23 protein-coding genes are annotated in these 25,573 nt (G+C 64.4%); 5 read left to right on the forward strand and 18 right to left on the reverse strand.

Annotated elements, in window-relative coordinates; genetic code table 11:
• Positions 1 to 104: 104 nt before the first annotated feature.
• Together AXW67_RS34225 and AXW67_RS34230 are read right to left on the reverse strand one after the other, a co-directional pair.
• Positions 105 to 1,052 carry a hydroxymethylglutaryl-CoA lyase gene (locus AXW67_RS34225; RefSeq protein ID WP_063681466.1) on the reverse strand — a complete coding sequence of 316 codons (948 nt, stop codon included), beginning with the start codon at positions 1,050 to 1,052 and terminating at the stop codon, positions 105 to 107.
• Positions 1,049 to 2,236, reverse strand: coding sequence for a CoA transferase (locus AXW67_RS34230; RefSeq protein WP_063681467.1), 1,188 nt, complete (start codon positions 2,234 to 2,236; stop codon positions 1,049 to 1,051). The genes AXW67_RS34225 and AXW67_RS34230 overlap by 4 nt, the downstream gene beginning before the upstream one ends.
• A gap of 103 nt (positions 2,237 to 2,339) precedes the next feature.
• On the opposite strand from AXW67_RS34230, the gene AXW67_RS34235 reads away from it, so the two are divergent.
• The 3 genes from AXW67_RS34235 (at position 2,340) to AXW67_RS34245 (ending at position 5,884) form a co-directional block, all read left to right on the forward strand.
• Entirely contained in the window at positions 2,340 to 3,266 is a 927-nt protein-coding gene (locus tag AXW67_RS34235) for a LysR family transcriptional regulator (RefSeq protein ID WP_063681468.1), read from the forward strand.
• Positions 3,267 to 3,596: 330 nt separating this feature from the next.
• Complete coding sequence (locus tag AXW67_RS34240; protein WP_063681469.1) at positions 3,597 to 5,015, forward strand: MFS transporter; 1,419 nt, start codon at positions 3,597 to 3,599, stop codon at positions 5,013 to 5,015.
• Between the two features lie 128 nt (positions 5,016 to 5,143).
• Complete coding sequence (locus AXW67_RS34245) at positions 5,144 to 5,884, forward strand: sulfate transporter family protein (RefSeq protein WP_063681470.1); 741 nt, start codon at positions 5,144 to 5,146, stop codon at positions 5,882 to 5,884.
• A 3-nt stretch (positions 5,885 to 5,887) separates the two neighbouring features.
• Here the strand turns inward: AXW67_RS34245 and AXW67_RS34250 are convergent, their stop codons facing one another.
• The 3 genes from AXW67_RS34250 to nth all read right to left on the reverse strand — a co-directional run bounded on the left by AXW67_RS34250 (position 5,888) and on the right by nth (position 9,496).
• Positions 5,888 to 7,516, reverse strand: a complete 1,629-nt coding sequence (locus AXW67_RS34250; RefSeq protein WP_063681471.1) for an MFS transporter — start codon at positions 7,514 to 7,516, stop codon at positions 5,888 to 5,890.
• On the reverse strand, positions 7,503 to 8,636 hold the full coding sequence (locus AXW67_RS34255; RefSeq protein ID WP_063681472.1) for an HlyD family secretion protein: 1,134 nt from the start codon (positions 8,634 to 8,636) through the stop codon (positions 7,503 to 7,505). Before AXW67_RS34255 ends, AXW67_RS34250 begins: the two co-directional genes overlap by 14 nt.
• A 95-nt stretch (positions 8,637 to 8,731) precedes the next feature.
• A complete protein-coding gene (gene nth, locus AXW67_RS34260) occupies positions 8,732 to 9,496 on the reverse strand; it encodes an endonuclease III (RefSeq protein ID WP_027550123.1) in 765 nt (254 codons plus the stop codon).
• Between the two features lie 22 nt (positions 9,497 to 9,518).
• Between nth and AXW67_RS34265 the strand changes: the two genes are divergently transcribed.
• Positions 9,519 to 10,037, forward strand: a complete 519-nt coding sequence (locus AXW67_RS34265; protein ID WP_027550124.1) for a DUF2244 domain-containing protein — start codon at positions 9,519 to 9,521, stop codon at positions 10,035 to 10,037.
• 56 nt (positions 10,038 to 10,093) lie between these two features.
• Complete coding sequence (locus AXW67_RS34270; RefSeq protein WP_027550125.1) at positions 10,094 to 10,990, forward strand: methylated-DNA--[protein]-cysteine S-methyltransferase; 897 nt, start codon at positions 10,094 to 10,096, stop codon at positions 10,988 to 10,990.
• Positions 10,991 to 11,107: 117 nt separating this feature from the next.
• Here the strand turns inward: AXW67_RS34270 and AXW67_RS34275 are convergent, their stop codons facing one another.
• The 13 genes from AXW67_RS34275 to dnaK all read right to left on the reverse strand — a co-directional run bounded on the left by AXW67_RS34275 (position 11,108) and on the right by dnaK (position 25,454).
• Positions 11,108 to 11,731 (reverse strand): 2,3-bisphosphoglycerate-dependent phosphoglycerate mutase, encoded by a 624-nt coding sequence (locus AXW67_RS34275; protein ID WP_063681473.1) that lies wholly within the window; start codon positions 11,729 to 11,731, stop codon positions 11,108 to 11,110.
• 27 nt (positions 11,732 to 11,758) lie between these two features.
• Positions 11,759 to 12,574 (reverse strand): 4-hydroxy-tetrahydrodipicolinate reductase, encoded by an 816-nt coding sequence (gene dapB / locus AXW67_RS34280; RefSeq protein WP_063681474.1) that lies wholly within the window; start codon positions 12,572 to 12,574, stop codon positions 11,759 to 11,761.
• A 103-nt stretch (positions 12,575 to 12,677) separates the two neighbouring features.
• On the reverse strand, positions 12,678 to 13,688 hold the full coding sequence (locus AXW67_RS34285) for a M23 family metallopeptidase (protein WP_245315806.1): 1,011 nt from the start codon (positions 13,686 to 13,688) through the stop codon (positions 12,678 to 12,680).
• Positions 13,689 to 13,705: 17 nt separating this feature from the next.
• On the reverse strand, positions 13,706 to 14,770 hold the full coding sequence (locus tag AXW67_RS34290) for a helix-turn-helix transcriptional regulator (RefSeq protein WP_245315807.1): 1,065 nt from the start codon (positions 14,768 to 14,770) through the stop codon (positions 13,706 to 13,708).
• Positions 14,771 to 15,139: 369 nt separating this feature from the next.
• Positions 15,140 to 16,330, reverse strand: coding sequence for an HlyD family type I secretion periplasmic adaptor subunit (locus AXW67_RS34295; RefSeq protein WP_245315808.1), 1,191 nt, complete (start codon positions 16,328 to 16,330; stop codon positions 15,140 to 15,142).
• Complete coding sequence (locus AXW67_RS34300; RefSeq protein WP_245315809.1) at positions 16,327 to 18,042, reverse strand: type I secretion system permease/ATPase; 1,716 nt, start codon at positions 18,040 to 18,042, stop codon at positions 16,327 to 16,329. Before AXW67_RS34300 ends, AXW67_RS34295 begins: the two co-directional genes overlap by 4 nt.
• A gap of 130 nt (positions 18,043 to 18,172) precedes the next feature.
• Positions 18,173 to 19,531 carry a calcium-binding protein gene (locus tag AXW67_RS34305; protein ID WP_051310758.1) on the reverse strand — a complete coding sequence of 453 codons (1,359 nt, stop codon included), beginning with the start codon at positions 19,529 to 19,531 and terminating at the stop codon, positions 18,173 to 18,175.
• 285 nt (positions 19,532 to 19,816) lie between these two features.
• A complete protein-coding gene (locus AXW67_RS34310) occupies positions 19,817 to 20,119 on the reverse strand; it encodes a DUF1330 domain-containing protein (RefSeq protein WP_063681478.1) in 303 nt (100 codons plus the stop codon).
• 23 nt (positions 20,120 to 20,142) lie between these two features.
• Positions 20,143 to 20,853 (reverse strand): orotidine-5'-phosphate decarboxylase, encoded by a 711-nt coding sequence (gene pyrF, locus AXW67_RS34315; RefSeq protein ID WP_063681479.1) that lies wholly within the window; start codon positions 20,851 to 20,853, stop codon positions 20,143 to 20,145.
• A gap of 6 nt (positions 20,854 to 20,859) precedes the next feature.
• Positions 20,860 to 21,438: an NADPH-dependent FMN reductase gene (locus AXW67_RS34320; protein ID WP_027554082.1), complete on the reverse strand. Its 579-nt coding sequence runs from the start codon at positions 21,436 to 21,438 to the stop codon at positions 20,860 to 20,862.
• 57 nt (positions 21,439 to 21,495) lie between these two features.
• Entirely contained in the window at positions 21,496 to 22,095 is a 600-nt protein-coding gene (locus AXW67_RS34325; protein ID WP_027554081.1) for a class I SAM-dependent methyltransferase, read from the reverse strand.
• Positions 22,096 to 22,184: 89 nt separating this feature from the next.
• Positions 22,185 to 23,306 carry a molecular chaperone DnaJ gene (gene dnaJ, locus AXW67_RS34330; protein WP_027554080.1) on the reverse strand — a complete coding sequence of 374 codons (1,122 nt, stop codon included), beginning with the start codon at positions 23,304 to 23,306 and terminating at the stop codon, positions 22,185 to 22,187.
• Positions 23,307 to 23,552: 246 nt separating this feature from the next.
• Positions 23,553 to 25,454 (reverse strand): molecular chaperone DnaK, encoded by a 1,902-nt coding sequence (dnaK, locus tag AXW67_RS34335; protein WP_027554079.1) that lies wholly within the window; start codon positions 25,452 to 25,454, stop codon positions 23,553 to 23,555.
• Positions 25,455 to 25,573 lie beyond the last annotated feature (119 nt).

Here is a 25,573-nt window from a genome sequence, read left to right on the forward strand (position 1 = left end):
CCACGGGGACGGTGACAGTTGGACTCGAGGAGAGTCCCCCTCACCCGGAATTCGCGTGTTCCGCGCGATTCCGGCCTCTCCCCGCAAGCGGGGAGAGGCGAAGATCACGCCGCCTTCGCTGAGCTCCCGCTCGGCAGGCCCGCCCGCGCGACACCGCCGTACAGTGGCTCGTTCGGCATTTCCTCGCGCAGGATCTTGCGCACCGCGACCAGCTTCTCCAGGTCGATCCCCGTCGCAAACCCCTTGCTCTCGCACAGGAACGTGAGATCCTCGAACACGACGTTGCCGGTCGCACCGGGCGCGAAGGGACAGCCGCCGAGACCTCCGAGCGAGCCGTCGAGGATGCGCACGCCTTCGTCCAGCGCGGCCGCGGCGTTCGCGATGCCCATGCCGCGGGTGTCGTGGAGATGGATGCAGATCGGCTTTGAACCGGCGAGCTTCACCGCAGCGCGCGTCAATTCGGCCACGTGCTTCGGTCCGGCATAGCCGACGGTGTCGGCGATCGCGACGAAATCGACCCCTGCTTCGAGGCATTTGTCGACCAGCCGCAACACTTCCGCGGGATCGACCGGACCGGTGATCGAGCATCCCAGCGCCATCGAGATCGCGGCATTCACCAGCGGCTTGTGGCTGCTGGCGTCGCGCATCTCGCAGAGCCGCTTGACGTTGGCGATTGCGGATTCGCGCGAGCGGTGAGCATTGGCCTGGCTGTGCTCCTCGGTGGCCGAGACCACCGAGGCGATCTCGCCGACACCGGACTCGAGCGCCTCGTTCACGCCGCGCTCATTGAGCGCAAGTGCGATGCCATGCGCGCCGGGCAATTTTGCGACGGTCGCGATCACGTCGCGCACATCGACGAACTGCGGAAAGGTTTTTGCCGGCAGGAACGAGCCGACCTCGAAATGCCGGACGCCGGCGGCGTATTCGTCGCGCACCCAGCGCTTCTTGGCATCGGTCGACGGAAATTTCTTCACGAGCTGGAGCCCGTCGCGCAGGCCCACCTCGCGCAGGCTGACGCGATCCGACGGGTAGATCTCCTGAATCCGGCTCATGCACGCCTCCCTGCGGCTTTGGACGTGGGGTCTTCATTGTCGATCCCGGCACGGACGGCCGCGGTGTCGGCGCCGAGCGGCGCGACCTTCAGGCCTTCGCCGATATTGCTGCCGTTCCATTCGATCGGCAGCGCCGGCACACGGAACGGCTTGCCGTCGGCAGTGACGTTGTTGACGAGCCCGCCCGGCCGCAGCACGTGGGGATCGGCAAAGAGATCCTCGGGCCGGTTGATCGGCGAGAAGCAGATGTTGAGCGCGTCGAGCTTCTGCGAGAGCTCCGCCACGTTCCACTGCCTGATCACCTCGGCCACGCGCGGAATGATGCGCGACCGCGCCAGAATGCGGTCGGTCGTGGTCCGCAAGCTCGCGTCGTCCAGGAACTCGGCGAGGCCGAACTCCCGGCAAAAGCTCTGCCAATGGCCTTCGGTGACGACGCCAATGAAAATGCGCTCGCCGCCGCCGGCATCGAAGATGTCGTAGATCGGCCAGGCGTGCTCGCGCTCCGGCATCGAGCGCGGCTTGTTGCCGGTCATTTCATATTCGACCATGTGCTGGGCGACCAGGAACAGGCAGTTCTCGAACAGTCCGATGCGGATGTCGGCCCCGTCGCGCTTGCCCGCGCGCTTCTGATAGAGCGCCGCGAGAATCGCGATCACGCCGAACATGCCGCCCATGATGTCGTTGGCGGACGAGCCGACACGCTGCGGTTTTTCGCGCGTGCCGGTCATGGCGGCGAGACCCGACATCATCTGCACGACCTCGTCGAGCGCCGGGCGATGCTCATAGGGGCCGGACAGAAAGCCCTTGTGGCCCGCGACGATCAGATGCGGATGGCGGCGGCGCAGTTCGTCGGCGCCGAGCCCCTGCTTTTCGAGCTGGCCGTCGCGGAAGTTTTCCAGGAACACGTCGGCGGTCGCGAGCAGGCGGTGCATGGTCTCGCGATCCTCCGCCTTCTCGAAATCCAGCACGACGCTGCGCTTGCCGCGGTTGAAGAGCGGAAAGAAGGCCGTGCCCATGCCCCCCAAGCTGCGGGTCTTGTCGCCTGAGGGCGGCTCGACCTTGATCACCTCGGCGCCCAACTGCGCGAGGATCATGCCGCAGGTCGGGCCCATCACCATGTGGGTCATCTCGACGACGCGCACGCCTGCCAGCGGCAGCCCGGCCGCCGGTTCTTCCCTCTCCATGCGCCTCTCCTGTTCGCCGGCTCGAGAGCCTAGGCCTTCACAAGCCTTCTTAAAAATATAATCTGTCGAATGGTGTCTTCACGGTTTTCGAACGCTGCCCATCATGGATTCGCGCCAGCTCCGCTATTTCATCGCCGTCTACGAGCAGCGGAACCTGTCGCGCGCCGCCGACCAGGTCAATGTCGCGCAGTCTGCGCTGAGCCATCATATCTCAAATCTCGAAGCCGAGTTTGCCGCGCCCCTGTTCGAGCGCAAGTCGCGCGGCATGGAACCGACGGCTGCCGGCGAGCGGCTCTACGAGCACGCGCGCATCATCCTGCGCGCGATGGCGGAAGCCGAGACCGAGGTGCGCCAGGGCGCGCGCGTCATTGCGGGCGATATCTCGATCGGCATGGCCAATTCCGGCGTCAAGGCAATCGGCGTACCCTTGATGCGCACCGTGCTCACCGAGTATCCGAAGCTGAAGCTGTCGCTCACCGAGAGCCTGTCCGGCGCGACGCTGATGCATCTGATGGCCTCCGACGTCGATCTCGCGCTGGTCTACAATCCGCCGTCGGAAAAGGACCTGATCGCCGAGCCGGTGCTGGAGGAGCAGATGTTCCTGGTCGGTACCGCGAAGCTTGTCGGCAAGACCAAGGCACCGATCCGGTTCGAGCAACTGAGCCGGCTGCCGCTGATCCTGCTGCGCCACGGTCTCTCCGCCCGCGCGTTGCTGGATGACCCGGTGCTGCTCAAGCGGCTGGAAGCCGTTGCCATCCTGCACGCCAACTCGATCAGCGGCATGACCGGCGCGCTGGTTGCGGGCCTCGGATGCAGCATCGCGACGAAGTTGTTCGCGCAGGAGCAGCTCGCGGCGGGCCGCCTGGTCGCACGCGAGGTGATCGAGCCGAAGCTAACCCGAACGCTCTATCTCTGCCGCCTGCGCAACCGCCCGATGACCTACGTCATGGAAGAGATGCGTCGGCTGATCCTCAAGCTGATCGCAGACGAGGTGCATGGCGGACGCTGGCAGGCGAAGCTGTTGGGTTGAAAGCCGACTTTCGCCGCGGTAGCGGTGCGCTCCCTCTCCCCGTTCTTACGGGGAGAGGGTTGGGGTGAGGGGCCTCTCTCCGCGCACACGGTGAGAGATGGACTCGCGGAGACTCCCCCTCACCCGGAATTTGCTGTCGCAAATTCCGGCCTCTCCCCGCAGGCGGGGAGAGGCGAGGAGGAGCCGAGTTCGAGAATATCGATCGCTACCATCGATATGTTCGTCTGGATTTCTGGCTTCGACCCGCCAACATGATGCGATCCGGCACAGCTTCGGCAAGAAAGCCGCCGGGACCAGCGGAGGCCATCTCCGCGCGCACGGGAGGACATCATGAGCGTGGTGGGCATCGACACCGGCTTTGAGCTCGATACGACGGCCGCGGCGCCGGACGAAGTCTCGCGGCGCCTGGAGGCCATGCCGGCCTCCGCGCACGTCTGGAAGCTCATCATCCTGCTCTCGCTCGGCGGCTGCTTCGAGATCTACGATCTGTTCCTGACCGGCTATATCGCCCCGGGCCTGAGCCGCAGCGGGCTCTTGACCACGACGACACAGGCGTTCTTCGGCTTCTCCGGCATCGGCGCCTTCGTCGCATCGACCTTTGCCGGCCTGTTTGTCGGCACCTTCTTCCTCGGCTTTCTCGCCGACCGTTTCGGACGGCGTGCGATCTTCACCTACGCACTGCTCGGCTACACCGCGGCCTCGGTGATCATGGCCTGCCAGACCTCCTCGGAAGGCCTCTTGCTCTGGCGTTTCCTCGCCGGCGTCGGCATCGGCGTCGAGGTCATCACCATCGACGCCTACATCACCGAGCTCGTGCCGAGCTGGATGCGCGGGCGCGCCTTCGCGGTGAACCAGGCGATCATGTTCATCGCGGTGCCCATCGTCGCCTTCCTCGCCTGGTGGCTGGTGCCGCTCGCGCCGTTGGGCCTCGATGGCTGGCGCTGGGTGGTGCTGATCGGGGCCGCGGCCAGCATGGTCATCTGGGTGCTGCGCCTGTTCCTGCCGGAGAGCCCGCTCTGGCTGGCGCGGCATGGCCGGACCGAGGAGGCCTTCCGCATCCTGGCGACGCTGGAGGCCGCCGCCGGAAGCACCGCCGCACCGAGCTCCGGCGTTACGTCGGCGCGTTCTGTGACGCGGCCGGTTGCGACCGTCGGCTTCGCCGATCTGTTCCGGCCGCCTTACCTCTCGCTCGTCGTGCTCTTCATGGTGTTCAACCTGTGCCAGGCCTTCGGCTTCTACGGCTTCGCCAATTGGGTGCCGACCCTGCTGGTCGAGAAGGGCATCACCGTCACCAAGAGCCTGCAATATGCCTTCGTCGTCGCCTTTGCCTACCCGATCGCGCCGCTCTTGGCCGCGAGCTTTGCCGACAAATTCGAGCGGCGCTGGATCATTTCCGGCGCCTGCATCGCCATCATCGTCTTCGGCATGGCGTTCGCGCAGCTCAGCGCGCCGGCGCTGCTGATCATCTGCGGCGTATTGCTGACGGCCTGCAACACGACGATGTCCTACGCCTACCACGCCTATCAGACCGAGGTGTTTCCGACGCAGATCCGGGCGCGTGCCTCCGGCCTCGTCTATTCGATGAGCCGGCTGAGCGCGACGTTCTCCGGCTTCATCGTCGCCTACATGCTGAAGGAAGGCGGCGTCACCGGCGTGTTCGGCCTGATCACCGCCGCGATGCTGATCGTGGTGATCGCAATGGCGCTGTTCGGACCGAACGTGCGCGGCAAGCCGCTCGACGCGGCATAGCAGCCATCTGGCTCATCCCGTTCCGGCCCGATCGCGCTTTAGGCCGCAGGCAATAGCGGGTCAACGTCCCTTGCCGAAGCGGTTCCGCGTGTCTACCTCTCGCGGGTGATTTCGTGAGAGGACCCCCCATGCTGGATGCCGCCGTCAAGGCGCTGTCGCAAATGATCTCGCCGCCGATGCGCTCGATCCTGTGGCGCTCGATCGGTGTTGCCCTGGTGCTGATCACCGTGCTGGCGATCGGCCTGCAGCGGCTGCTGAGCTGGTTTGCGACCTATGGCGAGGTGTGGCTGGAAGGCTTGCTCGGGCCGAGCTGGCATTCATCGCTCGAGGTTATGGCCTGGATCGTCTCGATCGCGGCGGGCCTCGGCGTCGTGTTCGGCGGCATCTTCCTGATGCCCGCGATCACCTCGCTGGTGGCGAGCCTGTTCGTCGACGACGTCGCCGACATTGTCGAGCGCGAACACTACCCCGCCGAGCGGCCGGGCGCTGCGCTGCCGTTCAACCAGGCGATCTACGAGGGCCTCAAGACCGCGCTGTTGACGATCCTGGTCTATCTGGCCGCGCTGCCGCTGGTGTTCCTGGCCGGCGCCGGCTTTCTGATCTTTTTCCTCGCCGCCGCCTGGCTGCTCGGCCGCGAATATTTCGAGCTCGCCGCGATGCGCTTTCGCTCCCCGGAGGAAGCCAAGGCGATGCGGCGGGACAATGCGGCGACCATCTTCACCGCCGGCCTGATCATCGCGGCTTTCGTGTCGATCCCGATCGTCAATCTGGCGACGCCGATCTTCGGCATGGCCTTCATGGTTCACATGCACAAGCGCCTGTCCGGGTCGCGGCCCGAGCTGATCGAGCCGGCGCGGTCGATGCGGTGACCATCAGGTCACTGGCACCCCGCATTTGCGCAGCACAGTCTTGGCGAAGCCGAACGGCGCCGGCGTGAACGGGCCCGGCGGCGCGCGGGTGATCAGCGCGATGAGGCCGAGCGCTGCGATCGCAAGCCAGAAGCACAGCCAGAAGCCGTCGATGTAGGCGAGCACATTGGCTTCGCGCTGGACGAAGCTCGCGAGCGTTCCTACCGCGCGCGCCGGCGCCGAGCCCGCACCATGGGCGGCGAAATGATCGGCGAGCTGCTTCAGCATCCGCACCACGTCGGCGTCGCCGACGGTGAGGTTCTGGCCGAGATAGAGGGAATGGACCTGCTCGCGGACGCGCAGCCACGTTCCCATCAGCGCCACGCCGATCTCGGCGCCGCCGAGTCGCATGATCTGGATGTAGGCGGCAAAGGCAGTGGCGCGGCTCGGGTCGGAGTTGGACAGCGCCGTGACGATCAACGGCAGCAGCGTCAGCGACTGGCCGATCGCCAGCAGCAGCACGATGCCGATGAAGTCCTCGCGCGCCCAGTCATGCGTGAGCTGGGTGCCCCAAAGGTTGGCGGCGGCAAAGCAGGCAAATCCCAGCACCACGACCGTACGGGTGTCGAAATGCCGGAGCAGCCAGATCGAGATCGGCACCAGCACGAACATCGGCAGCGCGCCGTACGTGAGCAGCAGAAGGCCGCTCTGCTCCGGCCTGAGCAGGCCGACGGTGGCGAGGAAGTTCGGCACCAGCGATGAGTTGGAAAGGCTGGTCAGCGTGTAGAGCAGGATCACGACCAGCGACAGCCCGATATTGCGCGAGAACAGCACGTTCACATGCGCCCAGGGCCGGCGCACCAGCGCCTCGTTGATGAGGAAGCCCACGAACAGCACGCCGCCGCCAGCGAGCAGCGCCATCACCGTGCCGGATTCCAGCCAGTCGAGGCGATTGCCCTGGTCGAGCCCGGCATAGATCATCCCGACCGAGGCGCCGAGCAGCAACATGCCGCCCCAATCGGCTTCGCGCAGCAGGTCGCGGTTGACCGGCTCGCTCGGCGTGCCGAGATAGACCATCAAGCCCATCAGCGGCGCGATCACGACGCCCTGCCAGTACAGCCATTGCCAGCCGAGATGGTCGACATAGAAGCCGACCAGCGAGCTCGACGTGTCGAACGCGAAGCCGACGCGGATCGAGTAGAGCGCGATCGCCGGCAGCCACCAGCGGATCGGCAGGTTGCGGAACACGATCATCAGCGTCGCCGGCACGAAGGTCCCCAACAGCAGGCCATGCACGACGCTGAGCACCATCAGCATCGGATAGTCGTGCACGAAGGGAATGATCAGCGAGACCACGGCATAGACGAGGCTCGGGATGCCGAGCACGCGCCGCAGGCCAAATGCCGTGGCAAGCCAGGCCACCGCGGGCGCGATGAAGATCTGCGAGCCGATGCCGGCGGTGGAGAGCCAGGCGCCCTCGTCGAAGCTGAGCGAGAACGCGCCGCGCAGATCCGGCAGGCCGACAGTGGTCAGGCGGCTGTCGAAATTGGCGAGGAAGGAGCCGAGCAATACGGCGGCCACGGCGAACAGCGGCTGCTGCGCGATGCCGCCGCGCGAGACCGGCCCGCGACCGGCATCGTCATTTGCCGCCATTCGCGTCTGCACCGTTGGTGTTGATGCGGGTCACGACGGACATGCCCGGCACGAGGCGTGCCAGCAGCGGCTGGTTGTCGTCGAACTGGATGCGCACGGGGATGCGCTGCACCACCTTGGTGAAATTGCCGGTCGCATTGTCCGGCGGCAGCAGCGCCACCTGCGCGCCGGTCGCCGGCGCGATGCGCTCGACCCGGCCGCGCAGCTTTTCGCGCGGGAAGCCATCGACGGTGATCTCGACCGGCTGGCCCGGCTGCACATGAGTGAGCTGCGTCTCCTTGTAGTTCGCGATCACATAGACTTTCGGCAGCGGCACGACATTGATGAGATTGGTGCCGATGTTGACGTAGTCGCCGGGCTGCACCTGGCGCTCGCCGACGACGCCATCGAACGGTGCCGTGATCCTGGTGTAGCCGAGCTTGAGCTTGACGCTGGCGAGCGTCGCCTTGGCGGCTTCGAGATCGGCGGCGCGCTGCTTCTTGGTGCCTTGCAGGACTTCGAGTTGATGCTGCTGCTGCGCGATCACGGCGCGACTCGCGCGCACGTCGGCCTGCGCCTTGGCGTAAGCGGCGACCGCCTGCTCGAGCCGCTGCCGCGTGCCGGCCTCAGTCTGCGACAGCGATTGCTGGCGCTCCTGCTCCTGTCGCGCCTCGACCTCCAGAGCCTCTGTCGATAGCCGCGCGGCCTGGGCCTGCGCGATCGTGGCATATTGCAGCTCGATCTGGTTGCTTAAATTGTCGAGCGCGGCCTGCGCCGCGGCGACCGCCGCTTCCGCCTGCGCGACCTGCGCTTCGTAGTCGGCGGGATCGATCTGGATCAGGAGGTCGCCGGCCTTGACCCGCTGGAAGTCGGTCACCGCGACGGTCAGCACTTCACCGGCGACGCGGCGGGAGAGCCGCGTCAGCTCCGCACGCACATAGGCGTCGTTGGTGGTCTGGATCACTGCGTCGCCGACCCACTCGTCGAAGCGCTGCGTCGCCAGCGCGACGAAGCCGAGCGCGACGATCACGGCAAACAGTGGAATCGCGAGGCGGCTCCAGAGTGAGCTCGCTGGTGACGACGTTGGCTTGGGTGGCGCTGCGGCAGGTGCTGACGGCGCGACTTGTTCTTGTTGACTCACGACATCACCCCAAAGCACCTCGGACGAACGCCAATGCTACCATCGTCATTCCGGGTCACCTCGAAGAGGCGAACCCGGAACGACAGCCTGCTGACTCAGACCGTCTTCTCCGGCCAGCGACAGAGATCGTTGATCAGGCACACCTCGCAGCGCGGCTTGCGCGCGAGGCAAGTATAGCGGCCGTGCAGGATCAGCCAATGATGTGCATGCAGCATGAACTCGGCAGGGATCACCTTTTCGAGACCGAGCTCGACCTCGAGCGGCGTCTTGCCGGGCGCGAGGCCGGTGCGGTTGCCGACGCGGAAGACATGGGTGTCGACCGCCATGGTGTGCTCGCCAAAGGCCATGTTGAGCACGACATTGGCGGTCTTGCGCCCCGCGCCGGGCAACGACTCGATCTCGGCGCGCGTGCGCGGCACCTCGCCGCCGAACTCCGACAGCAGCTTCGCCGACAGCGCGATCACGTTCCTGGCCTTGGTGCGGTAGAGACCGATGGTCCTGATGTAGTCGCGCAGGCGCTCCTCGCCGAGGTCAAGCATCTTCTGCGGGGTATCGGCGACCTTGAACAATTCCCGCGTTGCCTTGTTGACCCCGGCGTCGGTCGCCTGCGCCGACAGCACGACGGCGACAAGCAGCGTAAAGGGATTGAGATGCTCGAGCTCCCCCTTCGGCTCCGGATTGGCCTTGCGGAAACGGCTGAAGACCTCGTGGATCTCCGCGGGCGTCCAGCGCTTAATCGCTTTGAGCGAGGTCTTCGCAGGCCGCTTCGGCTTGACCGTGGGCTTGGCCGTGGCCTCTTTTGCCTTTTTCTTCGGCACGGCCGGTTTGCGCGCGGCTGCCTTGCGGGTGATTTTCGCCATGATCGGGATATACTGAGGGACAATGAGCACAGGCAACGAAATTGAGCGCGAGAGCGAGGTGCCGATCTTCTCCGCGCTGCTCACGCCGCACCGCTCGCTGAACCGCACCGGCTTTCTTGCCGTGATGCTGTTTTTGAGCGTTGTCAGCTTTGCCACCGGAATCGTCTTCCTGATGATGGGGGCATGGCCGGTGTTCGGCTTCTTCGGCCTCGACGTGCTGGTGATCTGGTGGGCCTTCAGGGTCAATTTCCGCACCGCGCGGGCGAGCGAGGAGATCGTCATCACGCCGTCGGAGTTGCGCGTGCGGCGGGTGAGCCATCGCGGCCAGGTCGCCGAATGGGTGTTCAACCCGCTCTGGGTCCGCCTCGACCAGGACGTCGACGAGGAGTACGGCCTCGAACACCTCTACCTGATCTCGCGGGGCCGCTGCCTGTCGATCGGCGGGTTCCTGGGTCCTGAGGAAAAAGCCAGCTTTGCCAAGGCCTTAATCCAGGCACTGAACGCCGCCAGGCGCGGCCCGACCTACAACCCGGTCACCTGATTTGCGAGTCGGAAATCGGGTGGTTTCGAACCGCCCCCTCTCCTACATTTCCCGTCATGATGACACTCGCCATACATGACCAGCGCCTGGCCAGGCCGGGCTCCCAGAACGCGGCATTGCGCGACTACGATTCCGTGCGCCGGGCGATCGCCTTCATCTCGGAGAACTGGCGCGCGCAACCGACCATCGAGGCGATGGCGGATGCCGCCGGCGTCACGCCGGATGAATTGCACCATCTGTTCCGCCGCTGGGCCTCGATCACGCCAAAGGCCTTCATGCAGGCGCTCACCCTCGACCATGCCAAGGGCCTCTTGCGGGATTCCGCGAGCATCCTCGACGCCGCGCTCGACTCCGGCCTGTCGGGGCCCGGCCGGCTGCACGATCTCTTCGTCACCCATGAAGCGATGTCGCCGGGCGAATGGAAGAATGGCGGCGCGGGATTGACGCTGCGCTACGGCTTCCATCCCTCGCCCTTCGGCACCGCGATCGTGATCGCGACCGAACGCGGATTGTCGGGCCTCGCCTTCGCCGATCCCGGTGAAGAGATGGTCGCGCTTGCCGACATGACGCGGCGTTGGCCGAACGCCACCTATGTCGAGGACCACGAGGGCACGGCGCCACTCGCGCAGCGCATCTTCGAGCCAAGGCTCTGGCGGCCCGACCAGCCGCTTCGCGTCGTGCTGATCGGCACCGATTTCGAGGTGCGGGTGTGGGAGACGCTGCTCAAGATCCCGATGGGACGCGCGGTGTCCTATTCCGACATCGCCTGCAACATCAACAATCCGAAGGCCTCGCGCGCCGTCGGCGCCGCCGTCGGCAAGAACCCGGTCTCCTTCGTCGTGCCCTGCCACCGCGCGCTCGGCAAAAGCGGCACGCTCACCGGCTATCACTGGGGTATCACCCGCAAGCAGGCGATGCTGGGCTGGGAAGCCGGGCGGTTGGGGGTGCAGTAGGCCCCGACCTTGTAGGGTGGGCAAAGGCGCATAGCGCCGTGCCCACCACTCTTCCGCAATCGCTGGCGCATGGTGGGCACGCTGCGCTTTGCCCACCCTACGGCTCAGCGGCAGGGCCTACCCCGCCAGATCCAGCTTCGAGGCCACCGTCGAATCCGCGTTGAGCCGGTAGATGATCGGCACGCCGGTGGCGAGCTCGCGCTTTAGAATGCCTTCGGGCGACAGCTTCTCCAGCACCATGATCAGCGCGCGCAGCGAGTTGCCGTGGGCGGCGACCAGCGTGCGCTTGCCGTTGAGCACGCCGGGCAGGATCTCCTGCACGTAATAGGGCAGCGCGCGCGCCAGCGTGTCCTTCAGGCTCTCGCCGCCGGGCGGCGGCACATCGTAGGAGCGGCGCCAGACGTGGACCTGCTCCTCGCCCCACTTCTTGCGCGCGTCGTCCTTGTTAAGGCCCGACAGATCGCCATAGTCGCGCTCGTTCAGCGCGAGATCCCTGGCTGTCGGCAGGCCCTCCTGGCCGATCTCGCCCAGGATGAGATCGAGCGTATGTTGTGCGCGCGTCAGGACGGAGGTGAAGGCGACGTCGAAGACGAGCCCTTGCGCCTTCAGCTTGCGGCCGGCTTCCCTGGCTTCCCTCACGCCGAGCTCGGTGAGATCAGGATCCTTCCAGCCGGTGAACAGGTTCTTCAGATTCCATTCGCTCTGGCCGTGGCGCACGAGCACGAGGAGACGTTCGCTCATTGACTGCTTTCCGTTACTTATTTCCGTTCAGATGTCGGCAAGACCGAGCACGTCGGCCATGGAGTAGTGCCCGGGGCTCTTGCCATGCGCCCACAGCGCTGCCTTCAGAGCACCATGGGCGAACAGCATGCGGTCCTCGGCATGATGCGACAGCGTCAGGCGCTCGAACGGCCCAAGAAAGCTCACGCTGTGATCTCCGGCCGCAGTGCCGCCGCGCAAGGACGCGAAGCCGATATTGCCGGACCGCCGTGCGCCGGTGATGCCGTCACGGCCGCGTTCCGAATGCTCATCGAGCGAGACGCCGCGGCCCGCCGCAGCGGCCTGACCCAACATCAAGGCCGTGCCCGAGGGCGCATCGACCTTCATGCGGTGATGCGTCTCGACGATCTCGATGTCGAAGTTCTGGTCGAGCGCCTTGGCGACGCGCTTGACCACGGCGGCGAGCAGGTTGACGCCGAGGCTCATATTGCCGGACTGCACGACGACGGCGCGGTTGGTGACGCTCTTGATCACGGCGTTGTCGGAGGCCGAAAGGCCCGTCGTGCCGATGACATGCACGAGGCCGCGCTGGGCGGCGATGGCGACATTGGCGATGGTCGCCGCCGGCACGGTGAAATCCAGGATGCCGTCGGCATCCTTCGACATCGCCCAGAGATCGGCGGAGAGTTGTATGCCGTTAGCCGGCAGGCCTGCGAGCACGCCGGCGTCCTTGCCGAGCAGCTCCGAGCCCGGCGCTTCCAGCGCACCCGCCAGCACCGCGCCTTCGCTCTCGGCAATCGCTCGCGTCAACGCACGGCCCATCCGGCCGCCGGCCCCTGCAACAATCAAGCGCATATCGGACATGGCTCACCTCTCCACGCCCTATAGCGGGAGCGAGCCGTTCCGGCAACCGATCCAAGTCTCTAACCGCCCCGGCGCAGCCGGATTCGCCGGCCGGAATCCGGAACTAGAGCACGAGCTCCAGCTCCTTCTTGAGCACGACCTGGCCGTCGCGCCCGACAACATAGGTGGCCTTGTAGGTGCCATGGTCCCAGCCGCCAGGGGGGCGCTTTTTCCCGGCAAACAGCATGATCTGCGCCTTGTTGCCTTGAAGTGGTGCGGCTCGATTTTCTGCAATGACATGTTCGAGCGGGTCCTTGACGACCAGCCATTGCGCGTCGCCCGCCTTCAGCCCGATCGCCCGCACGAACGCGACGATTGCCAGTGAGCTGGCTGATGGTCTCTCCCTCTCGGCGCTTCCGTCCTCGATCAGTTCCATCGTGACCGGACCGGTCGTGAAGCCGCCATTGAGGATGGCTCGCTCCTGATACTCGAGCTTTGCGCGTACGGCCGGAAGCCACAGGGATTCACCGCCTTCACAGGAGTCGGGGCGAACGCCATAGGCAAAGGGATCGACGACTGCGCCGCCGTGCCTCACGGTGAAATGCAGGTGAGGATACTCCGTCAGGCCGGACAGACCGACACGACCGATCGGCTGCCCGATTTCGACCCTGTCTCCCGGCTTGACCAACACGCTGCCGGCGGCCAGGTGGCAATATTGGGTTTCCCATTGCGCCGGATGTTCGATGACGACGCCATTGCCACATTCGGCGTCACGCACCGCTTCGCGCCCCGATTTTGCAAACGCACCGTCCGGCGCGTCGTTGCGTGTACGAAGAATGCGGCCGTTTGCCGCCGCGCGCACCTCGACGCCGGCCTTTTGCACCGCCAGTGAGGGCAAGCGAAAGTCGGTGCCGTTGTGGTCGTCGTAGGTCAGCGTCCCGCACTTGTAATCTCGCGCGGATCGAGATGGATCGAGATCGGTGTAGTTCTGGATGTAGCAGCTCCGGCCAGGCTCGCAGGCGATTGGAATTGCCAATTGAACGTTCTGGGCGTCGGCATGGAAGCCGGCCCCGGCAACCGTCACGACGGCGAACGCCCGGTAGAGAAAAGCTGCACGGCACATGCGACCCAGCATCACGGGAGCGCCTTAACTCAATCGAGCGAACGTTTGCCAGCCGTCCACAATCTCATTGGACCATCTTCCTCCGATGGACGCTCGGAGGCCACACGGCTCAATGATTTCTCGCGCCTGCCTGCGCCAAAAGGCGATTGGGTGAGATGGTACAGAAGAAAGAACTCCGACTGTCGATTGATCCCTAGTTTGAGCATGATCCTCTTGGTGTACGTTCGAACCGTTGCCTCGGTAAGGCGAAGCTCGGCCCCGATATCGCGCGGGCACTGGAATTGAAGGATCCGGGCAACAATCCTTTCCTCGGCCCAGTTCAACCCGAATGCGGATGCGATGCAGTGCGCGCCGTGCACTTCGTCGAATTGCGGCACGACGATCAAGGCCCTTCCCAACTCGTCCTGCGCTGGAACGACGCCGATCTTGGCGAAGGCGAATTGCTGACGATCCATCGAAAGCGGGACCGTGGTATTGAGCCATCCGTGGCCCCTGCTCTGAAGCAGCACGTCGCGGATCGCCTCCCGCAAGCCCTCGGTTATGGAACCGCGTGAGGCAGCGAGCCTGCCGCCGTCCAGCCTCAGCAACTCGCGCTTGGCAAGCAGCACCCGTCCGCCTCGATTGACCGCGTGAACACGCAGGCTCTCGTCTGTAATGATGGCGGGAAAGGTCAGCTCTTCGAGCCAGATCTGAGCATCGACACGTTCGACCGGCGATTGCCGGGCAAGCGAATGAGCTGCCTCCCACATTGGGCGCACGGCATGCGCCAAGCCCGGAATCTCGGCTGCTGCGAGCGCAGTAGGTCGCCAACCCGCCACGAATATGACAGTCGCCCGTTCGCGGGAAGCAAACCTGCCGATGACTGAATGACTCTCTGTCGAAGGTTGAGAGCCAATCAGCTTCCGCACGAACGCGGTCCGGGGATTGATCGGCTGCAGAGAGGTAACGTCCTCAGCCGTGCCCTTGCGCGCAATTCGCGCAACCACCGTCGTGGATGACGGATCGGCCGTGGCGTCACCGATTTTGACTTCTTCCAGCCCGGAGGAAGATATCATTGCGACGTAGCAGCTCCTGCAATGGAGCAGCTCCGCCATGGCGTGCGCAAAATACTCCATCGCGGTCTGGTGCGGGTGCCGCTCCAAACATGGTGCTGATGCAGCACCTCCGTCATTACCCTGTGTCGAGGCGCGCTCGACGCAATCGAAACCAAAGCCATCCTGTCCGGAAGGTAGTGCTTTACTGCACTCATGCACGGTCGCCTCCCTCGTAGGCCGGCCTACCCCTTACCAGCGTCTCAATTCTCCTTGAATGCACGATTGATGCGCAGCGTCATCGGCTGCAGAAGGTATTCCGCAAAGGTTCGTTCTCCCGTCTCGACAAACACCTCGACGGGCATACCGGGCAGCAGTGTTGAGATGTAGGAGGCTGTCGGCGCGTTGGGATCGAGCTCGACCTCCGCCAGACTAAGAACTCACGCCCGAGTTGGTATCGGTCAGCGCGTCTGCTGCGACGCCGACGACCCTTCCCTCGAGCATCGGCCGGCGACGAATGTTCAGCGCGTGAACCCGCACACGCGCCATCTGTCCGACATAGACCTCTTCCCGATCCGTAGGCTTCAATGTCGCCTCTATGACCAGCCGATCTTGCGTCGGAACGATTTCCAGAAGGGTTTCCCGAGGTCCAAGCACGGCATTGAGGTCTCTGCTGTTAAGGCCGACGATCCTTCCACTTTCAGGGGCACGCAATTCAGACCGAACAAGCTGGGCGCGCAACGCGGCAATTCGATGTCGAAGGTCACCGATTTCCTCGCTCGTCTCGTGACGCTGCTTGGCGATGTCCTGATTCTGGTTGAACCCGAGTTGTCGGCGCCTGTCCTTCAATTCCGCGATCTTGCCCTGCATTTCCGAGATCGATGCAGCATTGCGAGCGACCTGTCCGGCTGCTTCGGCTTCGGCGCGCTTCAACGCCAAGACGCGCGGTTTTCGGGCGAGCCCCTTTGCCAGGAGATAGCTTGTATCGGCTATCTCTTCTCGCAACAGTACGAGTTGCTGCTCTAGACCTTCAGTGTTGCTCTCCAGGCCGCGGATGGCGTCCGCGTTTTGCAACATCTGCTGATCGATCACCTTGCGCTCGTTTTCGATCGCGGCCAGCCGCGCGGCAAATTCAACTTCCTGGGTTTGAATGGCGATACGCGCAGCGAGACGGGTCGCACTTTCGAGCAGTTCGTCCGGGAACCGGATCGACTCTGCGGCATTCTGCTCCGCCGCGAGGCGCGCCTCCATCGCCAAGTCGGCAAAAAACTTCGTTTCGAGGGAACCAAGGGTCGCTTCGATCTGCGCCGTGTCGAGGCGGGCAACGAGCTGACCGGCTTCGACGTGATCGTTTTCCCGGACATAGATCGACTTGATGATTCCTCCTTCGAGGTGTTGCACCGCCTTACGCTTCGAATGGACCTTGATGAAGCCGGGCGCCACGACGGCGCCGCGAAGCGGAACCGTTGTCGCCCACAGGCCGAAGCCGCAAAACTGCAGGACGAGCAGAACACAGCCCCATGCGATGATCCGTCCCATCTCGGATCGAGGTTGCTCTCTGCTCGACGTCGTCCGATCGGGACGGCCCGCAGGTGCCGAAATTACGATGGCGTTCTGCGTCATGGCGCAGCTCTCCCCCTCGGCAGTTTCTGGGGTTCGGCATCGCGAGCGACCACCTGCGGTTTCGGGACCGACGCTGGCCGCTGGGCGCGAAGAACCTGAACGGGCGGTCCGAACGTGATCTGGTTGCCGTCCCTCAAAAGCAGGACGGTATCCGCGATCGTCAGGAGACGCGGCCGATGCGTCACAATCACCGATGCTGCGCCGCGCGCTTTGGCGGATTGGATGGCCGAGCACAATGCTTCTTCACCGTCGGGGTCGAGGTTGGCATTGGGCTCGTCTAGCAGGAGCAATTTGCGATCGCCGTAGAATGCACGCGCAAGACCGATGCGCTGGCGCTGGCCGTCGGACAACCTGCTACCGTCGCGCCCGATGTCGGTTTGATAGCCAGCCGGAAGCGACAGGATCATGTCATGCGCCTGCGCGAGCATCGCGGCGGCGACGATATCATCATCGCGCGCGCATTCCCCGAAACCGGCGATGGCTTCTGCCACCGTGCCGCCCAACAGCTGCACGTCCTGTGGAAGGTAGCCGACGAATTGACCGAGCTGGTCGGGATCCCAGTTCTGCAGAGCTGCGCCGTCCAACCGGATCGTACCGCTGCTCGGCCGCTCCAGGCCAGCCATCAAGCGCAGCAATGTCGATTTTCCGGCGCCGGTCGGTCCGATCACGACGACGAGTTCTGAAGGCCGACATTGAAATGATATGCCTGCGAGAATGGGCCGCTGCCCCGTACCAATCCGGAATGTCACCCGTTCGACTTCGAGCATGCCGGATGGTGGCGGAAGCAATGTCTTCCGCGCGCGCACAAGCACCGGTGCGGCGGCGTCGCAAACTTGTGCCCAGGCATCCTGCGCGGATGCCAGCGCGCGCCAGGCCGAGACCAGCCCTTCCATCGGCTGCAACGTGCGAGCTATCAGGATAGAACTCGCGATCAGGCTGCCGGAAAGCACCTCGTTCTGAAGCACGAGCCAGGCACCAGCGCCGATCGCGGTAATCTGCAACATCGTCCTGACCATGCGCGCCGTGGCCGCAATCGTGTAGACGCGTTCGCTGGCGCGCACTACCGGCGACAGCGCTTCGTCATTGAGGCTCATGAATGCGCGGATGGCACCTCGCGTCCAGCCCATCGCCTGCACCACGCTGGAGTGCCGGACAATTCCATCGAGCATCGCCTGCGTCTTCAACGCGGCGTGCGAGGCTTGCGCGATTTCCCCGCGCGCGATCCGGTGGCTTGCAACTCCCATGGCCAGCAGGGCCCCCACCCCGGTCAAGGCGATGAGGCCATACCAAGGATGCAGGAAGAACAGGATGAGAATGAACACCGGGAGGAATGGAGCATCTATCAGCGATGTGACCGTTCCGCTCGACAGGAAAGTCCTCAACTCGCGAAGCTTGACGAGATCGTGCGGCCGGCCATCGCCCGGCGTGGCGCCGACAATGCTGCTTTCAAGGAGGATCGGGGCGAGGCAGCGCTCGAATCCGACGGCGAACCGGCTCAACAATCGGTTACGAAACGTGTCGAAGACAGCGCTGAAGCCGAGAGCGCCCACGGCGATGACGGTGAGGCCAACAAGGGTCTCGACGCTCCCGCTGCTCAGCACGCGGTCGAACACTTCGATGGAGTAGAAGGGTACGACCAGCAGCAGCAGGTTTACGGACACGCTGAAACACACGATCCACACCAATGCGGATCGTCCGGGAATCAAAGCCACCAGCGATCTCTCGCCAGACGCTGGGATCGCACCATGGTTACGCGAATACATAACTGGCCGGCACTATCACTGACTGAGTATGTACAGAGAGCAGGGCGGCCTAACGGCCGCCCCGCTCCCGCTGGTGGTGCTAGGCAATTTCGACGGCGGTATAACCGGCGGCATTGTTGATGTCGTCGATCGACTCGAACGGCGTCGCACCGCCCGTGATGCCATCGAGCTGGATCGCGCCGAAGCCGAAATCCAGCACGGTGTTGGTGCCGTCGTCCTCCACGACGACCGTAGCCGGGTCAAAGCCTGGCGGAGCATCGACATGAACGGCATCGCCATCGGCAAAGCTGAGGTCGGTGACTTCATCGTTGCCGAAGTTGGTAGCCGTGTTGTCGCCGAAATTGTGCGTATCGGTCCCCGCACCGCCCGTCAGCACGTCGTCGCCGAGTCCGCCGCTCAGAACGTCGGCTCCGTTGCCGCCGTTCAGCTCGTCATCCCCGGCGCCGCCATTCAGAGTGTCGTTGCCGGCGCCTCCCGACAGGATGTCGGCCCCATCGCCGCCATTCAGGGTATCGGTGCCGTCGCCGCCGTCGAGCGTGTCATCACCGGCGTCGCCGTTGAGCGTATCGTTCCCGGTTCCGCCGCTGAGTTCGTCGTCACCGGCGCCGCCGCTCATGACGTCGTTACCTGCGCCGCCGGCCATTTCATCGTCGCCGGCATCGCCGAACATCGTATCGTTGCCGGCGCCGCCATCCATGATGTCGTCGCCCGCATTGCCATGCATGGTGTCGTTTCCGTCACCGCCGTTCAGAGTATCGGCACCCAGACCGCCGTTCAGAATGTCGTCACCGGTGCCGCCATTCAGCAGGTCATTGCCAAGTCCGCCGTTCAGCGTGTCGTTGCCAGCGTCGCCGTTCAGAGTGTCATCTCCGAAGCCACCGTTGAGTACGTCGTTACCGTCGCCACCGTTCAAGACGTCATTGCCGGCATCGCCGTCCAATGTATCGTTGCCGGCGTCGCCCCACAGGGTGTCGGCACCCGCGCCGCCATGGACGTCATCATTGCCATCGCCGCCGTGGATGCTGTCGTCGCCGGCGTCACCGAACAGGTGATCATCGCCGGTTCCACCATCGATGATGTCGTTGCCCTGGTCGCCATGGATGGTGTCGATGCCGGCGTTTCCGTTCAGCGTATCGTCACCCGCACCGCCATTGATCGTGTCATCGCCATCGCCGCCGGTGATCGTATCGATGCCGGCATTTCCATTCAGGGTGTCGTTGCCAGCACCGCCATCGATGGAATCGTTGCCCGCGCCGCCGCTTACGGTATCATTGCCATCTAGGCCAGTAATGGTGTCGTTACCTTGAAGGCCAAAGATCTGATCGTCCGCAGCCGTGCCAGGCAATACATCGTCGCCTGCTGTTCCGATGATCACTGCCATGATCTCCGCTCCCTTTGCATGGAAATGCGCGATGCGGGTCGCCTTGCGGCCCGTCATGGACTTCGCAGATTTCGGGTTGCTTGATGCCCATCACCAATCGATGGGGCCTTCGATCAAGCAACCTTGGATGAAGGGAGATGGATGCGGCAATCCCCATTTGGGGACAAAAGAATCCGGCAAATGATTGGAACTAATGACGCCGAAGCCTTCGCCTCAGACGCCAACGGTCCCACCCGTTTGATCGCGTGAGGCCGTCAAGACGATGTCCGCCGAGTATCGGATGCGCGTTCTGTACGCGAGAGGGATCGCCCTCGCGTCAATCACTCTCGTGAGCGTGCGTTCTCAGGGCTGCGGGCCGTCGTAGCCCTCGATGATGATGAGGTCGGCGATCGAGTGCGGCTGGCGCACCTTGATGTTGGCCTGGTATTCCGGCGAATTGTAGCAGGCGATCGCGGTCTCGTAGTCCGGGAATTCGATCACCACGTTGCGGGTGCGGCTTTGGCCCTCGACGGTGGTGAACTTGCCAGCGCGGACGACGAAGCGACCGCCCCATTTCTTGAAGATCGGGCCGTTCGCGACCGCATAGGGCTTGTAGCCCTCGTCATTCGACACGTCGACGCGTCCGATCCAGTAGCCTTTTGCCATTCTTCTTCTCCTTGGTGTGTCGGTCAGCCGACCGCTTGCGCGATCTCGACCTGGATTGCCTCAGCCGTAGCCTTTGGATCGGCCGCTTCCACCACCGGTCGCCCGACGACGAGATAGTCGGAGCCCGCGGCAATCGCGCGGCCCGGCGTCATGATGCGCTTCTGGTCGCCGGTCGCAGAGCCTGCGGGCCGAATGCCGGGGGTGACGAGATTCATCCGGTGCCCGACGATCTTGCGCAAGGCCCCCACTTCTTCCGGTGAGCAGACGAGGCCATCGACGCCGAGGACCTGCGCCTGCTGGGCGCGTGCTTCGACCAGCTCGGAGACACCGAGCCGATAGCCGGCGGCGTGCAGGTCGTCGTCGTTGTAGGAGGTCAGCACCGTGACCGCGAGGATCTTCAGGCTGGTATTGCCGCGGCCTTCGACGGCGCCCTTCATGGTCTGCGGATAGGCGTGCACGGTGAGAAAGGTCGCCCCCAACCTGGTGATGCTCTCGACGCCCTGCGTCACCGTGTTGCCGATGTCGTGCAGCTTGAGATCGAGGAAGACTTTCTTGCCCTTGTCGGCGAGCTTGCCGACCAGCGGCAAGCCGCCGGCATAGGCGAGCCGATAGCCGATCTTGTAGAAGGTGACGCTGTCGCCGAGCCGATTAATCATCGCCTCCGCGGCATCAACGCTCGGCAGATCGAGCGCGACGATCAGGCGGTCCTTGGGGGCGATTTCGGTTGGCGTCATGTCACCTCACATCATGCGTTGGGAAACGTCGATCAACTGCCGCACCAGCTCCTTCAGCGCGTCGATATCGGCCTGGCTCTTCAACCTGTCCATATCGTCATAGGCCTGGTCGGCAAAGGCGAGCGCGAGTTGGCCGGCAATCACATTGGCGTGGCAGGAGGTCAGGATCAGCCGCAACGCTTGGAGCGCGCGGGACGCGCCGAGCCGGCTCTGCGAGGCGCCGGCAAGCGCGAAGACACGGTTGCGGAACACCTCGCCGCGCGCCTCGTGCGGATCCTGCACGCGGCTGACCCAGTCGATCGCGTTCTTCAGGAGCGGCGGCACCGAAGCATTGTATTCGGGCGTGACGATCAGGACGCCCTGATGCGCGCCGATCATGCGCTTGAGATTGACCGCGTGCTTCGGCACGCCGGACTTGGCCTGCAGGTCGCCATCATAGATCGGCAGCGGAAAATCGGCGAGCGAGACGCGGGTGACGTCGACGCCGGCCTGGGCGAATTCATATGCAGCGACCGCCGCCAGCTTCGCATTGTGCGAGCCGGTGCGCAGCGAGCCGGGAATGACCAGGATTCTTGGTGCGGGCATCCAATCCAATGCGTTCGGCGAAACGAGCCCGCCGCGCAATAGAGGAAGCCGGCGGAATTAGTCCTTGCGATACACCCAGACGCGGGCCGGCGGAAGGTTCATCCAGATCCGTTCCGAGGCCTCTGTGGACACGCCGGGCAGCGATTTCGGGATCGGCGGCACCACCGCATAGGTGAATTGCACGAAGGGAGCGCCGGGCGCCAGCGCCGTGAAGGCGTCGCGAATGAGCCGCAGCCGCGTCAGCATCGGCTTGGTCACCAGCGGCAGGCCAGAGACGACCGCGGAAGCCGGCGCGCTCAGCACGTTCCAGAGCGTATCACGCAGGCGGTAAGCATCGCCCTGCACAACCTTGGCCTGCGGATAGCGGTCGCGCAGCAGCGCGCAGAAGCCGGGATTGTATTCGACGAGGACAAGTCGCTTGGGGTCGACACCGCGCTCGATCAGCGCCGAGGTGATGGCGCCGGTGCCAGGTCCGAGCTCGACCACCGGTGCGTCCGAATCGACGTCGACATAATGCGCCATGGTCCGGGCAAGGAGCTTACCCGAAGGCATCACGGCGCCCATATGGAGCGGCTTTTCGATCCACGATCGGAGAAAACGGACCTCGTCGTCGAGACGGGGCTTCTTCAACGCACGCGCGGACGATGGCAATGGCATGTCAGGACCGGACGGGGACCGCGTCGCCGCGGCGTGTCAGAAAATAGTCATAAAGAGGTATAGGCCGCGGGCGGAACGGTCAAGCCGAGTCAGTTCGCCCGGTTACCGAAGAAGTCCTTGACCTTGGCGAAGAAACCCTCGGATTCCGGCTGAGTGTTGCCGGAAGAGAGCTTTTCGAACTCGGCCAGCAATTCCTGCTGCTTCTTGGTGAGGTTCTGCGGGGTCTCGACCACGACCTGGACATACATGTCGCCCATCTGGCGCGAGCGCAGTACTGGCATACCTTTTGATGCAATGCGGAATCGGCGGCCGGACTGGGTCCCGGCCGGGACCTTCACCTTGGTCTTGGCCTTCTCGATGGTCGGCACCTCGAATTCGCCGCCAAGCGCAGCCGTCACCATCGAGATCGGTACGCGGCAATGCAGGTCGGCGCCGTCGCGCTGGAAGAACTGGTGCTGGGCCAGCGACAGGAAGATGTAGAGATCGCCGGGCGGGCCGCCGCGGACACCGGCTTCGCCCTCGCCGGCGAGCCTGATCCTTGTGCCGTCCTCGACGCCCTGGGGGATGTTGACCGACAGCGTGCGCTCGCGCGTGACCCGGCCCTGACCCGCGCAGGACGGGCAGGCATCCTCGATCATCTGGCCGCGGCCCTGGCAGCCCGGGCAGGTGCGCTCGAGCGTGAAGAAGCCCTGTGACTGCCGCACGCGGCCGGCGCCGCCGCAGGTCGAGCAGGTCTTCGGCTTGGTGCCGGCCTTGGCGCCGGTGCCCGAGCAGGCCTCGCAGGTGACGGAGACGGGAATCTCGATCTGCGCCGTCTTGCCGCCAAAGGCTTCCTCGAGCGTGATTTCCATGTTGTAGCGCAGGTCGGCGCCGCGCTCGCGGCCGCCGCGACCGCGCTGCCCGGCCATGCCGAACAGATCCTCGAAAATGTCGGAGAAAGAGGAGGCAAAGCCGGCACCGAAGCCGGCACCGCCACCGCCCTGCTCGAAGGCGGCGTGGCCGTAACGGTCGTAGGCCGCGCGCTTGTCCTTGTCCTTGAGGACCTCGTAGGCCTCGTTGATTTCCTTGAACCGGACTTCGCTGGTGTCGTCCCCGGGGTTGCGGTCGGGGTGGAATTTCATCGCCAGCTTGCGGAAGGACGATTTCAGTACGGAATCATCGGCGTCGCGTTCGACTTCGAGGGTTTCGTAGTAGCAGCGCTTGGTGGACATGTCGGACTCGGTCTATCCAATCGCGATTCAAGTCGGAGCGAAACAGCGTCGCCACGCGACAATATAGGCAGCCTTCCGCCCTGCGGCAGAGGGCAGCACGGCGGCGTTCAGCATAACGGCTGGGAATTGATTGATCGTAACGGGGACAGGCCCCGTCCGACCCGACACGACGGCCTCCCCGCTGAGGGGGGAGGCCGGTAGAGCGTGTGGGGTCCAAGCCGTCCGCATCATGACCCTCTAAGGGTTTCAGGCGGACTTCTTGTTGTTCTTGTCGTCGTCGACCTCGGTGAATTCCGCGTCGACCACGTCGTCCTTCGCAGCGTCCTTGGCCGCGTCGGCCTCGGCCTGCTGCTTGTACATGGCCTCGCCAAGCTTCATCGAAGCCTGGGCCAGCGTATTGGTCTTGGCCTTGATCGCCTCGGCATCGTTGCCCTTCAGCGCTTCCTTGAGATCGCTGACGGCATCCTCGATGGCGCGGCGTTCCGTCTCGGCAACCTTCGAACCGTGCTCGGCCAGCGCCTTCTCGGTGGAATGCACCAGTGCGTCGGCATGGTTCTTGGCATCGACCGCCTCGCGGCGCTGCTTGTCGGCCGCGGCATTGGCCTCGGCGTCCTTGACCATCTTGTCGATGTCGGATTCCGACAGACCGCCGGAGGCCTGGATGCGGATCTGCTGCTCCTTGCCGGTCGCTTTGTCCTTGGCCGAGACGTTGACGATGCCGTTGGCGTCGATGTCGAAGGTCACCTCGATCTGCGGCATGCCGCGCGGGGCCGGCGGAATGCCCATCAGGTCGAACTGACCGAGCATCTTGTTGTCGGCCGCCATTTCACGCTCGCCCTGGAAGACACGGATGGTGACCGCGTTCTGGTTGTCCTCGGCGGTCGAGAACACCTGGCTCTTCTTGGTCGGGATCGTGGTGTTGCGGTCGATGATGCGGGTGAACACGCCGCCCAGCGTCTCGATGCCCAGCGACAGCGGGGTCACGTCGAGCAGCAGCACGTCCTTGACGTCGCCCTGGAGCACGCCGGCCTGGATCGCAGCACCGATCGCCACGACTTCGTCCGGGTTCACGCCCTTGTGCGGCTCCTTGCCGAACAGCTGCTTCACGACTTCCTGGACCTTCGGCATGCGCGACATGCCGCCGACCAGAACCACTTCGCCGATCTCACCGGCGGTGACGCCGGCATCCTTCAGCGCCTTGCGGCAGGGCTCGACCGTCTTCTGGATGAGGTCGTCGACCAGCGCCTCGAACTTGGCGCGGGTGAGCTTCATCGTCAGATGCTTCGGGCCGGTCTGGTCCGCGGTGATGAAGGGCAGGTTGATTTCGGTCTGCGTCGTCGACGACAGCTCGATCTTGGCCTTTTCAGCGGCTTCCTTCAGGCGCTGCAGCGCGAGCTTATCGTTGCGCAGGTTGATGCCCTGTTCCTTCTGGAACTCGTCGGCGAGATAGCCGACCAGGCGCATGTCGAAATCTTCACCGCCGAGGAAGGTGTCGCCGTTGGTCGACTTCACCTCGAACACGCCGTCGCCGATTTCGAGAATGGAGATATCGAACGTACCGCCGCCGAGGTCGTACACAGCGATCGTGCCGGCCTTGGTCTTGTCCAGGCCGTAGGCGAGCGCGGCCGCGGTCGGCTCGTTGATGATGCGTAGCACTTCAAGGCCCGCGATCTTGCCGGCGTCCTTGGTCGCCTGGCGCTGGGCGTCGTTAAAGTAGGCGGGAACGGTGATGACGGCCTGATCGACCTTCTGGCCGAGATGGGCTTCCGCGGTCTCCTTCATCTTCTGCAAGATGAACGCCGAGACCTGCGAGGGCGAATAGGTCTGGCCGTCGGCCTCGACCCAGGCGTCGCCGTTGGAAGCCTTCACGATCTTGTACGGAACGAGCTTCTTGTCCTTCTCGACCATCGGGTCGTCGTAGCGGCGGCCAATGAGGCGCTTCACTGCGAAGAAGGTGCGCTCGGGATTGGTGACGGCCTGGCGCTTGGCGGGCTGGCCGACGAGGCGCTCGCCATCATCCGTGACGGCGACGATCGAAGGCGTCGTGCGCATGCCTTCGGAATTCTCGATGACTTTGGCGTTCTTGCCATCCATTACGGCGACGCACGAGTTCGTGGTGCCGAGGTCGATCCCAATGACCTTTCCCATGGTCCTGATACCCTTCTTTATTGCGGCAGGTTGGTTGGGCCCAGAAGGCACCCGATCCAAAACCCCCTAAGATCAAACATCCGCGATATTGCGATGGTTGAGGCTCATATAGGAGGGGG

Origin of the sequence: Bradyrhizobium neotropicale (assembly GCF_001641695.1) — a bacterium.
Lineage (GTDB): Bacteria > Pseudomonadota > Alphaproteobacteria > Rhizobiales > Xanthobacteraceae > Bradyrhizobium > Bradyrhizobium neotropicale.

What these genes read in the sequence shown, in the direction of transcription:
- AXW67_RS34270 (WP_027550125.1), top strand. Translation starts at nt 10,094, where the DNA reads ATGATGACACTCGCCATACATGACCAGCGCCTGGCCAGGCCGGGCTCC.
- AXW67_RS34225 (WP_063681466.1), bottom strand. Translation starts at nt 1,052, where the DNA reads ATGAGCCGGATTCAGGAGATCTACCCGTCGGATCGCGTCAGCCTGCGC.
- dnaK (WP_027554079.1), bottom strand. Translation starts at nt 25,454, where the DNA reads ATGGGAAAGGTCATTGGGATCGACCTCGGCACCACGAACTCGTGCGTC.
- AXW67_RS34245 (WP_063681470.1), top strand. Translation starts at nt 5,144, where the DNA reads ATGCTGGATGCCGCCGTCAAGGCGCTGTCGCAAATGATCTCGCCGCCG.
- dnaJ (WP_027554080.1), bottom strand. Translation starts at nt 23,306, where the DNA reads ATGTCCACCAAGCGCTGCTACTACGAAACCCTCGAAGTCGAACGCGAC.
- AXW67_RS34320 (WP_027554082.1), bottom strand. Translation starts at nt 21,438, where the DNA reads ATGCCCGCACCAAGAATCCTGGTCATTCCCGGCTCGCTGCGCACCGGC.
- AXW67_RS34230 (WP_063681467.1), bottom strand. Translation starts at nt 2,236, where the DNA reads ATGGAGAGGGAAGAACCGGCGGCCGGGCTGCCGCTGGCAGGCGTGCGC.
- AXW67_RS34295 (WP_245315808.1), bottom strand. Translation starts at nt 16,330, where the DNA reads ATGACGCAGAACGCCATCGTAATTTCGGCACCTGCGGGCCGTCCCGAT.
- AXW67_RS34240 (WP_063681469.1), top strand. Translation starts at nt 3,597, where the DNA reads ATGAGCGTGGTGGGCATCGACACCGGCTTTGAGCTCGATACGACGGCC.
- dapB (WP_063681474.1), bottom strand. Translation starts at nt 12,574, where the DNA reads ATGTCCGATATGCGCTTGATTGTTGCAGGGGCCGGCGGCCGGATGGGC.
- AXW67_RS34235 (WP_063681468.1), top strand. Translation starts at nt 2,340, where the DNA reads ATGGATTCGCGCCAGCTCCGCTATTTCATCGCCGTCTACGAGCAGCGG.
- AXW67_RS34285 (WP_245315806.1), bottom strand. Translation starts at nt 13,688, where the DNA reads ATGCTGGGTCGCATGTGCCGTGCAGCTTTTCTCTACCGGGCGTTCGCC.
- AXW67_RS34275 (WP_063681473.1), bottom strand. Translation starts at nt 11,731, where the DNA reads ATGAGCGAACGTCTCCTCGTGCTCGTGCGCCACGGCCAGAGCGAATGG.
- pyrF (WP_063681479.1), bottom strand. Translation starts at nt 20,853, where the DNA reads ATGACGCCAACCGAAATCGCCCCCAAGGACCGCCTGATCGTCGCGCTC.
- AXW67_RS34250 (WP_063681471.1), bottom strand. Translation starts at nt 7,516, where the DNA reads ATGGCGGCAAATGACGATGCCGGTCGCGGGCCGGTCTCGCGCGGCGGC.
- AXW67_RS34290 (WP_245315807.1), bottom strand. Translation starts at nt 14,770, where the DNA reads ATGGCGGAGCTGCTCCATTGCAGGAGCTGCTACGTCGCAATGATATCT.
- AXW67_RS34325 (WP_027554081.1), bottom strand. Translation starts at nt 22,095, where the DNA reads ATGCCATTGCCATCGTCCGCGCGTGCGTTGAAGAAGCCCCGTCTCGAC.
- nth (WP_027550123.1), bottom strand. Translation starts at nt 9,496, where the DNA reads ATGGCGAAAATCACCCGCAAGGCAGCCGCGCGCAAACCGGCCGTGCCG.
- AXW67_RS34265 (WP_027550124.1), top strand. Translation starts at nt 9,519, where the DNA reads ATGAGCACAGGCAACGAAATTGAGCGCGAGAGCGAGGTGCCGATCTTC.
- AXW67_RS34305 (WP_051310758.1), bottom strand. Translation starts at nt 19,531, where the DNA reads ATGACGGGCCGCAAGGCGACCCGCATCGCGCATTTCCATGCAAAGGGA.
- AXW67_RS34310 (WP_063681478.1), bottom strand. Translation starts at nt 20,119, where the DNA reads ATGGCAAAAGGCTACTGGATCGGACGCGTCGACGTGTCGAATGACGAG.